Below are 11,722 nucleotides of genomic sequence, written 5' to 3'. Positions count from 1 at the left end.
GCTTTCCTGACTCCCGTAAAAATAGTGTCAGACAAACTGCTGTCGCGTAAGGTGTAGGCTACGAAAGCCGAAGGTTTTTCTGTGTGCATGTTGGCTGCTCGAATTTTTTTCCACCACTTCAGATAGAATGGCAAAATCGAGTAGGGGCGGCAAGCGTCGACCACAGTTTTTTTGTTGTGGAGTACGAACTTACGCGAGGGCCTTAGCTTACACGTGAGTACCCTAGTCAACGGCGAAAATACTACCGCCGACGACCAGAGTTCGATTTGCCACGCACCCAAATACCCCGCTTTGCATTCGGCCTTGAGTGCCGCTTCCTAATGGGCAAACGACTGGAACAAGAGATTCGAGGTTTCTGCCTTTAGGCGCACCACCACCACTTCTAGACAAGCAAAACGTCCGTGACAAAATTTCGAGACTACGAGTGGTTGCGTGTAAGTCAGTGAAAAAGTCCGCAAATGGTTACGCAGCAGGACATCCTATGGCATGACAGATTCCTACCCGACATCGGTGACGCCGTTTGGTGACATGAAAGTGACGAGGTGACGTGGGTAAATGCGTAAAAACAATATCTTACAATCCCGGCGTCGGATTCAAAATCCCCCGCCTTCACGGGCGTGAGAGTTCGAGTCTCTCCTTGGGCACCACTGATTTTAATGGGATAGTCGCATTTTCCGCTCTAGTGAGTTTAGGGGCGATTACATTTACTAACACTTTCACGTCCTAGTCCCGTTCTGTTCTAGCCTCAGATTCGGCGTGTCTACGCGACCTTTGACAACCAGCGACGATCCACCTTGTAGCGATAGTAAGCGACCATTTGGGCACTTTGGTTTGTGACGGCCTGATTTTCAGCTTCTGAACATCCAGCCTCGGCCAGCCGGATAATCGCGGGTTTTCGCAGGCCACGCAGAACATAAGGTTTAGCGTTGGCCCCCAGATCCTTACGCCAAGCGCGAAACGCTTTTTCAACGGCATAGTAGCCCAACGGCTCGCTTCGGTTCACCGCTAAATGTCTCGACTGAGCCTGCAGCCAGTTCAAGTGCAATCCAAGCTTCCGGGGCTGTCAGGGCGTCAGGACACGGCGTCTGCTTACTGGTCGGGGCAAACCCATAACGAGGGTAGAACATCGGCGCGACCAAGGCGGCAAAAAAGGTCGCGCAGTGGCGGCTATTGCAGGCTTCAAGGAGCACTTGTTTCAACAGGACAACGGGCGGGAAACAAATTGTGATTAGAAATTAGACAATTACGGACCAATTTTGTGGTAGACTAGGATGAACTTAGCGCGCTGGGACGAAGGAGAACGAAACCTAGAGGAACTTTTAATATGGAGATTTTCGAGCAGTTTGCAGAAGAGTATGGGCGAACAAAGCTCATCGAAATGACATTGCAGGACTATTTGCTGGAATGTCGTGAAAATCCAACGATGCGGGCTACCGCCGCCGAGCGGATGGTCGCCGCAATTGACGAACCAGAGCTTGTCGATACCAGTCAAGAGGCTCGGCTCAGTCGCATTTTTCTTAACCGTACAATCAAACGATACAAACCCTTCCAAGACATCTATGGCGTCGAGGAAACCATTGAGAGAATAGTCGGTTTTTTCCGCCATGCCAGCCAGGGCCTCGAGGAACGCAAGCAAATCCTCTATCTGTTGGGTCCGGTCGGTGGGGGCAAATCAACACTTGCCGAGATCCTCAAGAACCTTATGGAGCGGCAGCCGATTTACGTGCTGAAGGCGGGTGACCAGATCAGCCCAATCTTTGAGTCTCCGCTTGGCCTTTTCGACCGTGCGAGGATGGGGGATCTGCTGGAGAACAAGTACAATATCCCCAAACGGTTGTTGAACGGATTGATTTCGCCCTGGGCTGTCAAACGCCTGCAGGAGTTTGACGGCGATATTTCCCAATTTTCGGTTGTGAAACTCTACCCGTCGAAACTGCGCCAGATTTGCGTTGCGAAAACCGAACCGGGCGATGAAAACAATCAGGACATTTCTTCGCTTGTCGGGAAGCTCGATATCCGCAAGCTGGAGGAATTCAGCCAGAACGACCCGGACGCTTACTCCTATTCCGGCGCTCTGAACCGCACCACGCAAGGCTTGATGGAATTCGTGGAGATGTTCAAAGCGCCAATCAAGGTGCTGCATCCCTTGCTGACCGCTACGCAGGAGGGGTCTTATGCGGGCACAGAGAACATCGGTGCTTTCCCCTTCCAGGGGATAATAGTCGCGCATTCGAACGAAGCAGAATGGCAGCAGTTTAAAAACAACAAGAACAACGAGGCCTTCCTGGATCGAATCAGTCTGGTTAAGGTTCCCTATTGCCTGCGTGCCTCCGACGAAGCCCGAATTTACGAAAAGTTGCTCGAGGAAAGCAGCCTTGGCGAATCCCCCTGTGCGCCGGAAACGCTGTCCATCCTGAGCCAGTTCAGTGTTTTGACACGGCTGAAAGAACATGAAAACTCACCAACATTTTCCAAGCTTCGCGTCTATGACGGTGAAACCCTGAAGGATACCGATCCAAAAGCGCGGTCAGTGCAGGAATATCGGGATGTTGCCGGGGTGGACGAGGGGATGACGGGCACATCCACCCGCTTTGCGTTCAAAGTACTGTCCGAGACCTTCAATCACGACACCGAGGAGGTGGGTGCCGATCCGGTTCATCTACTCTATGTTCTTGAACAGGCGGTGAAACGCGAACAATTCCCCGACGAGGTTGAAAGCCGGTACTTGTCTTTCATGAAAGACGATCTGTCGCCGCGCTACGCGGAATTCATCGGTAACGAGATCCAAAAAGCCTACCTGGAATCCTATTCTGACTTTGGTCAGAACCTTTTCGACAGATACATCGCCTATGCTGATGCCTGGATCGAAGATCAGGACTTCAAAGATCCGGATACTGGCCAGATTCTCAATCGCGGCGTTCTGGAGCAGGAGCTTGAAAAGATCGAAAAACCGGCCGGAGTTTCCAACCACAAGGACTTCCGAAACGAAGTGGTCAAATTCGTGCTGCGTGCGCGGGCCAACAATCGCGGTCGCAATCCGGATTGGCGCAAATATGAGAAGCTGAGACGCGTGATTGAAAAGCGTATGTTCGGTCAGATCCAGGACTTGCTGCCGGTCATCAGCTTTGGCGCCAAGCGGGACAAGGAAACCGAAGCCAAGCATAACGAGTTTATTGATCGCATGATCGGCCGCGGCTACACGCGCCGTCAGGTCAGGCGCCTGGTTGAATGGTACATGCGGGTCAACAAGGCAGGATGAGGAGTCTATGCTCAAATGGCCCATTTCATCGACCGAAGGCTAAACCCCAAGGATAAGAACCTCGGGAACCGTAGGCGGTTTTTGCGCCGGGTTCGTTCCGCCGTCAAAGAGGCGGTTGACGAAAGCGTACGACGCCGGAAAATCGCCGATGTCGGCCAGCAGGAAAATATCTCGGTACCATCAGAAGGGATCGGAGAACCGCATTTTCAACATGACGGCAAAGGTGGTTCCAGACACCGGGTTCTGACCGGAAACAAGAAGTTCAAGGCTGGTGACCGGCTCAAGAAACCTCCATCGGGTCAGAGTGGACAAGGTGGACGTGAGGGTGCGCCGGATGGAGAGGGCGAGGACGAGTTCATGTTCGTTCTCTCGCGGGACGAATTTCTCTCCCTGTTTTTCGAAGATCTCGAACTGCCCGACATGGTCAAACGCAGTCTGAAAGAGGTTGCGGTCTCCAAACCGCATCGTATGGGCTATACCGCCGCCGGGACACCCGCCAACCTCAGTGTTTCGCGGACGATGCGCAATGCGTTCGGTCGACGTCTTGCTATGCGGCGCCCAACAAATGCCGAGATACAGGCTCTCACGCTACAGGTTGAAGAACTAGAGGCGCAGGAAAAGCCAAATGCGGCGCGAAAGGCGGAAAAGCATTTGCTGCGTGAGCGGCTCGACAAGATGTTAAGGCGGCGCAAGATCATTCCCTACATTGACCCGCTGGACGTACGTTACAAGTATTTCGAGATGCGCCCCGAGCCGGCGGCAAACGCGGTGATGTTTTGCTTGATGGACGTTTCAGCCTCTATGGGAGAGCGGGAGAAGAGCCTTGCTAAGCAGTTCTTCGTCCTGCTGCATCTTTTCCTCAAGCAACGCTACGACAAGATCGAACTTGTGTTCATCCGCCACACCCAGATCGCCGCGGAAGTCGACGAAGACACTTTCTTTCACTCTCGCCAAACCGGCGGTACGGTCGTGAGCAGCGCGCTCAATGAGATGAAAAAGATAATCGAAGCCCGCTACCCGTCCGCACTGTGGAATATCTATGCCGCGCAAGCATCAGATGGTGAGAATTTCAGCGGAGATTCGCAACTGTGCGCCGACCTGTTGAACAGTGATCTGATGAAGGGCTGCCAATACTTCGCCTATACGGAGATCGTCGACGAGACCGAAGCCAATCTGATGAACAGCGAAGATAATGGCATGGAATTGTGGCGCTCGTACCGGCAGGTCGCAGAGGCCTGGCCGAACTTCGCCATGAAGCGGATCGCGCGCGCCAGTGACATCTACCCGGTTCTGCACGAGCTGTTTGCGCGCAAGACGAACGGAGTTTCCAATGGCTGAGCGGGCAGAAGCTAGGACGCCATTGTTTGAAGGCGCGGAATGGGATTTCGATACCATCCAGCGCAGCTTTGACGCGATCGAACGTGTGGCGATTGATGATCTCGAACTTGACGTCTATCCCAACCAGATAGAAATCATCTCGTATCAGCAAATGCTGGATGCCTATTCGTCGACCGGGATGCCGCTCATGTATCGGCACTGGTCCTTCGGCAAGCGTTTTGTTCACGAAGAGAAAGCCTACAGCAAGGGCGCAAACGGTCTTGCCTATGAGATCGTCATCAATTCCGATCCCTGTATTTCGTACTGCCTAGAAGACAACACGATGGCGCTTCAGGTCCTTGTGATTGCCCACGCGGCCTTCGGGCACAATCATTTCTTCAAGAACAATCATCTGTTTCGCCAGTGGAGCGATGCGCAGGGTATTCTCGACTACCTCGACTACGCACGTGGTTTTATTGCCCAATGCGAAGAACAGCACGGGGAACGCGAGGTTGAGCAACTACTCGACGCTGCCCACGCGCTTATGCCATCGAGCGTTTTCCGACACAGGCGCCCCCCCCACTCATCGCTTGCGGACGAGAGAATCCGACAGCGTGAGCGGCGCATCGAAGAAGAACGGGCGGTACATTACCTGTGGGACGCTTTCGATCACCCCACACAGTCGTCGAAAACCGATGAAGAGGCGCAAAAACGTAAGCGAGAAATGGGGTTGCCAGAAGAAAATCTGCTCTATTTCGTCGAACGTCACAGCCCGGTTCTGAAGTCTTGGCAACGCGAGGTTCTGCGCATCGTTCGCAACATAGCACAGTACTTCTACCCGCAGCGCCAGACCAAAGTGATGAACGAAGGATGCGCATGCTTCGTCCACTATTATATCACCAACGAGTTGCACCGTGCCGGTCTGCTAACGGATGGCGGCATGCTCGAAATATTGCACAGCCATACCAATGTGCTGACGCAGCCCGACTTTGACGCCCCGAACGCAATGGGGATCAACCCTTATGCGCTGGGTTTCGCGATGATGCAGGATATCAAGCGTATCTGCACCGACCCAACCGAAGAGGATCGGGATTGGTTCCCGGACATTGCAGGCAGCGGCGCGTGGCGGGATGTATTGAAGGATGCCTGGGCCAACTATCGGGACGAGAGTTTCGTGCAGCAGTTCCTCAGCCCCAATGTTATGCGCCGATTCCGCATGTTTTCGCTGACCGATGAAGAGGGGAAACCTTTCTACACCGTCGATGCAATTCATGACGAGCGCGGTTATCATAAGGTGCGCGACACCCTGGCGCACAGTTTCGACGTTTCGGAACACGATCCCGATATTCAGATTGTTGACGTGGACTTGATGGGCGATCGTCACCTCAGGCTTAATCACTCCGTGCGCAACGGTGTGCCGTTAAACAAAAAGGCGTCGGAAGCGACTTTGGGCTATCTGCAGCAAATCTGGGGTTTTGATGCGGCGTTTGAAAACTAGGTTTGGGACCCATTGATATCCGTTTTACGGTATGATTCATCATTCGAAGAACGAGCGGTGAAATGTCTGATCGTCTCTGGCTGAGCCATACGCAGATGGCGCATTTGTAGACCTGTTTCCCAAAGTCCTACGGCAAGCCGCGTGCCGATGACTGGGGCTCTGTTATATACTTTTTGCAATTGACGGTCTCGTGATTGGTGAGGTCTGTCTTTACCCCACGTACACATAATATTTTTTGCCGCTGCAAGTTCGCTTTTTGGGAACTTTCTCAAAAGAAACTTCCGATCTGACATTTGGTAGCACAAGGACTCCCGAGTGCTTGGCTTCAAATTGGTGAGGTGCACGGCACGAATAAACTAAAATCTCTGATTGAACTCAGTTTGGTCGTTCGCCGCGGAGTAACGGGCTAAAGTCAATTGAGTGTTTGCTTCGCGCTCATCGCAGATATTCGAAAGTTCACAATAGGGAGGAAAACCAGTTGTCAAAATTCATTGTTATTGCAACTTTTATTACGACAAATCTCTTTTTCTATTCGCTTGCTCAAGCACAGCAAGGTCCACTTGGGTACGTAGATATCGGTGGAGTTCCGATGCACTGTACGTCAAGTTCAGGGCAAAGGGTGGCGATCTTCATCGACCCCAATGTTGACCACAACATCGGGCGTGCAATGAACAATGGCTACCCGATAATCGTTTTGGGCCCGGGATTTTTTAACCGCGTTCCGCCTTTGGTGGGTCAGTTTTGGTTCTTGCATGAGTGTGCCCACCATGTTGTCGGCGGAAATGAGGCGGCAGCTGATTGCTTTGCAATTAGGAACCTCCGCGATTTGGGTCTGATCCGGCACCCAAGGCAAGTAGACGAATTGCTGTATCAGATTTCTCAGATGCCGGGATCATTCAGGCACCTGCCTGGCCCGCCGCGCGCTCAGAACATTTTCTTTTGCCTCAACAGTTAAATTCGATTGGAATGCGGTTCCAAGAAAGGAGTGGAGTGATGGCTTTTTGGTCGCTTATCCAGGATCGGTTGAGCACGATTCAGGATCACTTTTTTAAACCCTCAGATGAGCAAATGTTGAAGTCTGCAGAAGAACATGGTCTCGACTTAACGCAACCTGCTCCTTTCACGTTTTACCTTGCCTTCAAGAGTCGGCGGGATGCGGATATTGCGGCAAAAGAATTGGCTGAAAAAGGTTACGTGATCACACAGGAAACCGATGAAGAGGGCGATCAATATCCTCATGAGATCGAAGCCGAGGTGAGCTTCATCCCTAGCGGGTCAGAGATCAAAAAACATGACGAGCTATTCAAATCTACTGCTGCGCAATATTCAGCGAGGTATGATGATTACAGCATCGGGTTTGGTTCTGATTTACCCTTCTATCAGGGTGACGGCTGAGCGGACGAAGCTGACGTTCGGCAAGAGTTAGAGAACGTCTGGTCCTAGCGCTTCGCGGTCCACTAGATAAGGAAGCCTTGCTTGTGCGACTGACACTTTGTCTAGGTGCAAAGCACCGTAGATGATATCGGGTTGCGCCTTTGCGCGTGCCAGTTCCCGCCCATCTGGGGTTGCAATAAAACTTTGGCCCAGAAAGGTCATGCCGTTTTCGCTGCCAGCGCTGTTGGCGTACGTAAGATACACACCGTTCTCAAAAGCGCGGGTTGGAATCATGCGTTGCGCGACCCACTCCCACTGAGCGCCTAGTGCGGTGGGCACGATGACAAGCTCTGCTCCAATCGAGGCCACGTGCCGCACCGTTTCCGGAAATTCTGCATCATAGCAAATCAGCGTCGCAATCCGTACATCTCGGTAAGAAAAAAGCGTACACCCTCGACCGGGTGTGAAGTAATTTCTTTCGAATCCCGGCGGAATGACGAGCTTACGGTGCCCGCCCAATCGTGCACCGTCCGGCCCGATGCATTGTGCCGCGTTAAAGATCGTTTCCCCGTCAGCTTCAGGAAATCCATAGTGGATTGCGAGGCCGTGTTCCTTGGCAAGTGTCGCAATGGCCTGAGAAATAGGACCGTCAGCAGGTTCGGCCCGCGCGACGACCTGATCGCCGATATGATAGCCACTGGCAAAAAGCTCGGGCAGCACCAGAAGGTCAGCTTGCTCGGCGGCGACCTCGGGCATCACCCTCGACAGCCAATCCAGTCGATCATGCACCGTAGCCAATTCTGCTGGCGATTGTCCAACCGCAAGTCGGAACACACGGTCCATCCTTAGTTGTCCGTGACCAACAATGTTCGGGGATATTCGGTGATGTAGTCAAATCCCGTCTCCGTCACCACGACGGAATCGCCGATACGCCCCGCGGTCACCCCATCGATAGAGATGCCCCCATCCACTGCAAAGGTCATGCCCGGTTGCAGAATGGTGGTGTCGCCGGTTTTAAGCTCGGGCGCCTCAAGATAGGCCACACCAATCGATCGCCCCGTGCGGTATCCGGTCTCATATCCCCGTTGGGCATAGATCTCATTGGCGGCTGCAGCCACTTGTTGCGCTTCGACCCCAGGGCGAATAGAGGCGATTGCAGCTTGTTGGGCGTCAATGGCGGCTTCTTGAACACGGGCGGCGTCATCGCGCACTTCACCGATGTGGAACATCCGGTCGAAACCCAGTTTGTATTGTTTGAACTGCGCCATGTTGCAAAAGCAGAAATAGACCGGATCGGCGCGCTGATATCGACGCACCGAGGCGCGGCGGTGCACCATGGATGTGTCCTTGCCGCTTTGCAGGATTTGCAGGTTGTGGATCATGGGCGAGACAAATCTGTCCCAGCCTTTATCCGTAAGAAACGTGGCAGCCTTGCGAGATCCGGCCTCAATAACGGCCAGTGCACTCTCATATTCCGGAGCACCCTCCTGCAAGCTGTCATGAGCGGCTTTCATCATTGCGCCAGAGATCTGGCCTGCTTCTTTCATCACCTGAATTTCAAAGGGAGTTTTGATCATCCGCATGGCCCCCAGTATCGGTGAGATGTCTTTGATCGGCACCCCCGGATAGGTCTCATCCAAATGATTGCGCACAATTGCGGGGATGCTGCCGCGCTCCACCCAGATGTCACCCGGATTATCACCTAGGGCGCTGGCAAGGGCGCGGCCCCATGTGCGTTGCCCCATATCTTCCCAAGTCCGAACATCCTCGACCCAGGTCATCGCGCCCACCAATTCGCTTTCCATCAGCGGGGTGATCACGATTGGCGCCTCATCGGCATTTACTACTAACATTGAGGGGCGGCCAAATTCGATACCCAAATAGCCCCAAAACCCCGCGAGGTAAGCGATGGAGCTTTCATCCGTAAATACGGCCCGCTGGATACCCAGATCTTTCATCCGGGCCTGAAGGGTGAAGGTGCGGGTTTTGGCTTCGTCTAGCATTTGCGTTTCCTCGAATGGGGGCTGGAGAGGTATCTCCAAACGCTTAAGCTGTACACAGCTAAAGTGTCAAATTTATAATGCACCCCAATTATTGCCGTCAATTCGCCATTGGTGTATGCACCTTATGCAAAGGAGATCATATGCCCCTCTCTCAAAATGCCACCGCAAGAGAAATCAAAAGTACGGCCGAAGCCATCCAGACCGAAGTTTTGAAGCGGATTTGTTTTCTGGAATACCCGCCAGGCGAACAACTAAAAGAGGCTGAACTGGCTGCTGAATTTGGCGTCAGCAGAACTCCGATACGCGATGCGATCAGCCGGATCAGTCATCTGGGGCTGGTGGAAACCCGTAATGGGGTAGGTACGGTCGTGGTCGCACTGTCAGCTGCGCAAATCCGTCATGTTTATGACATGCGGCTGGAGCTTGCGCCGTTGATCGGCACCATGTCACCCCGCGTCATCACCGAGACAGATTGCGAGATCGGACAGACATTGCTGCAGGACGCGAAAGCGTTGTGCAGTGCTTTCGATTCCCGGCGATACATCGAGATCAATCATTGCCTGCATGTGCTGATCACCAGTCTGATCGGCAACGGTACGTTAAGGTCATTTTGGTGGCAGACCTATTGTCAGGCGGCCAGTACCTGGAACCGGGTCGGCAACCAAAGAGGCTCGGAAATGGCACTGGCGCTAGTAGCGGAACTTAGCGAGATCAACACCGCGCTGAACCTAGGCGATGTCACTGCCATCGGGTTTATCCAGCGAACCCATATCGGATATGGCTACCAACGGATTAAAACCCACTTACTGTCGACTGAAGCGGAATGACGAGCCTTTGTCGTGTGGTCGATGTTATGATGGTATTGCCGGAAGACCACTACCGGTATCGGGAAGGGCTAAGAAGCGCTTTCGGATCCTTCAAGGACAAGCAGGCCGAACACATTAGGGGAACACCCGAAAGAGAACGGCTGACCAATTCTTCGGCGTTGCCCCCGGTGCAATTTCTCTCTGCAGTCAGGACCGGTGACGCTCTGATGGCCGGTGCCCGTCAGTTTAACAGCGATCACAATAAGACTTGGGCTGTTGCAAAAAACGCTCGAAGCCAGCGCGTGGATGGATCAAAGGCCAGCAGTCGATTTTGACCGCTAAGTTCAGGCTGATCAGCCGACTAATATGCCAATTTTAGCTTACGAAGAACGTTTCAGGCGAAGCTTCGCGGCGTGACTTAGATTTTTCCAAGGGTATCTTTTTGCGTGGTCACGCTCTGCAGTCACTCTGTCACGCTCTGCCGCTGCCTTGTCACGCTCTGCCTTGGCTTGGTCACGCTCTGCGGTTGCTTTGTTGCGTTCTGCAGCAGCTTTGTTGCGCTGTGCTACAGCTATGTCACGCTCATTGGCAGTTTCTTCCTGCTTTTTGGAAATGGCTTGTACCAACTTCAATGCATCTTCGCTGAGGCGAACAAAAAACTGCTTCTTGGCGTAGTCATAGAGTTGATGATCCAACTTCGTAAGCCGGTTGAGTTCAGCTTCGATATCTTCAGTTATTTCATAGCGTTTAGTCGCCGAGGCTTCAGCTCCTGACGCTATCTTGCCGGCCTTTTTTGTGCTTGGGTTTACCTGGAGATGTTTCAACCTATCCGGATGTTCTAAACCCAGCGATTGAAAAATTAGTGCAGCGGAAACATCGTAATACTCAAATATTCCTATTGCGCTTAACTTATCAACTTTGTCGAATGCGTTTTCGACTTTTTCGCTGTCCGACATGTCCTCGTAGGTTGCCCCTGACGGAGGCACGACAATTGCACGCGCCATTGTGTTGCACAAATTGTCGTCATCCTGGATCTCACGCAACCAAGTCAGGAGATCGTTCTCTTTTGCTCGTTTGGCGCGTTCTAAACCGCGTTCTTCTATGAAATCCCAACTAAGGGAACGATGGTAGTAGTAGGTGGAAAGCAGTCGATCCCTCGGGTTGCGAAAAATCGAAACTATATCCTGATCTCTAAGCGCTGCAGGTATCTCTGCCAGCTTATAATGCCCCGAGAAGAACTGGTATTTGGAAAGATCACCATCCTCTAACGTCATCAGGTCATTGACCCGTTTTGGGCATACCTGAGCTGCGTCAAAGTGATTGGAAAGCATAGAAGTTAGACTTGTACCACCCGTTTTGGGCAGGTGAAGAAAAATCAATTTTCGATGCATTGAGCGCTTTCATATTTCTGGCAATCTTCGGGGACGATAAGCACGTCTGCGCCGTATCTGTCAGAAAGTCGGTG

Annotated in this window: 10 protein-coding genes; 6 read left to right on the top strand and 4 right to left on the bottom strand. The window is 52.6% G+C overall.

The window, feature by feature from the left end; genetic code table 11:
• Positions 1 to 760 precede the first annotated feature (760 nt).
• A complete protein-coding gene (locus ACR0NA_RS03950) occupies positions 761 to 1,003 on the bottom strand; it encodes a site-specific integrase (protein ID WP_480726233.1) in 243 nt (80 codons plus the stop codon).
• A gap of 321 nt (positions 1,004 to 1,324) precedes the next feature.
• Between ACR0NA_RS03950 and ACR0NA_RS03945 the strand changes: the two genes are divergently transcribed.
• The 5 genes from ACR0NA_RS03945 to ACR0NA_RS03925 all read left to right on the top strand — a co-directional run bounded on the left by ACR0NA_RS03945 (position 1,325) and on the right by ACR0NA_RS03925 (position 7,469).
• On the top strand, positions 1,325 to 3,259 hold the full coding sequence (locus ACR0NA_RS03945) for a PrkA family serine protein kinase (RefSeq protein ID WP_480726231.1): 1,935 nt from the start codon (positions 1,325 to 1,327) through the stop codon (positions 3,257 to 3,259).
• 15 nt (positions 3,260 to 3,274) lie between these two features.
• Complete coding sequence (locus ACR0NA_RS03940; RefSeq protein ID WP_480726229.1) at positions 3,275 to 4,597, top strand: YeaH/YhbH family protein; 1,323 nt, start codon at positions 3,275 to 3,277, stop codon at positions 4,595 to 4,597.
• The gene (locus tag ACR0NA_RS03935; RefSeq protein ID WP_480726227.1) at positions 4,590 to 6,074 is read left to right on the top strand and encodes a SpoVR family protein; all 1,485 of its coding nucleotides are present in this window, start codon (positions 4,590 to 4,592) and stop codon (positions 6,072 to 6,074) included. The genes ACR0NA_RS03940 and ACR0NA_RS03935 overlap by 8 nt, the downstream gene beginning before the upstream one ends.
• Before the next feature lie 478 nt (positions 6,075 to 6,552).
• Entirely contained in the window at positions 6,553 to 7,029 is a 477-nt protein-coding gene (locus ACR0NA_RS03930) for a hypothetical protein (RefSeq protein WP_480726225.1), read from the top strand.
• A gap of 38 nt (positions 7,030 to 7,067) precedes the next feature.
• Entirely contained in the window at positions 7,068 to 7,469 is a 402-nt protein-coding gene (locus ACR0NA_RS03925; protein WP_480726223.1) for a ribonuclease E inhibitor RraB, read from the top strand.
• A gap of 27 nt (positions 7,470 to 7,496) precedes the next feature.
• On the opposite strand, the gene ACR0NA_RS03920 is transcribed toward ACR0NA_RS03925, so the two are convergent.
• Positions 7,497 to 8,291 (bottom strand): carbon-nitrogen hydrolase family protein, encoded by a 795-nt coding sequence (locus tag ACR0NA_RS03920; RefSeq protein ID WP_480726221.1) that lies wholly within the window; start codon positions 8,289 to 8,291, stop codon positions 7,497 to 7,499.
• A gap of 2 nt (positions 8,292 to 8,293) precedes the next feature.
• Positions 8,294 to 9,451, bottom strand: a complete 1,158-nt coding sequence (locus tag ACR0NA_RS03915; protein WP_480726219.1) for a M24 family metallopeptidase — start codon at positions 9,449 to 9,451, stop codon at positions 8,294 to 8,296.
• Positions 9,452 to 9,591: 140 nt separating this feature from the next.
• Here ACR0NA_RS03915 and ACR0NA_RS03910 point away from each other — a divergent pair, with 140 nt between their 5' ends.
• Positions 9,592 to 10,278, top strand: coding sequence for a GntR family transcriptional regulator (locus ACR0NA_RS03910; RefSeq protein WP_480726217.1), 687 nt, complete (start codon positions 9,592 to 9,594; stop codon positions 10,276 to 10,278).
• Between the two features lie 359 nt (positions 10,279 to 10,637).
• On the opposite strand, the gene ACR0NA_RS03905 is transcribed toward ACR0NA_RS03910, so the two are convergent.
• On the bottom strand, positions 10,638 to 11,648 hold the full coding sequence (locus ACR0NA_RS03905) for a sulfotransferase family 2 domain-containing protein (protein ID WP_480726215.1): 1,011 nt from the start codon (positions 11,646 to 11,648) through the stop codon (positions 10,638 to 10,640).
• Between the last annotated feature and the right edge of the window lie 74 nt (positions 11,649 to 11,722).

Source organism: Ruegeria sp. C11 (assembly GCF_056537725.1).
This window is presented reverse-complemented; position numbering and strand designations above follow the sequence as displayed.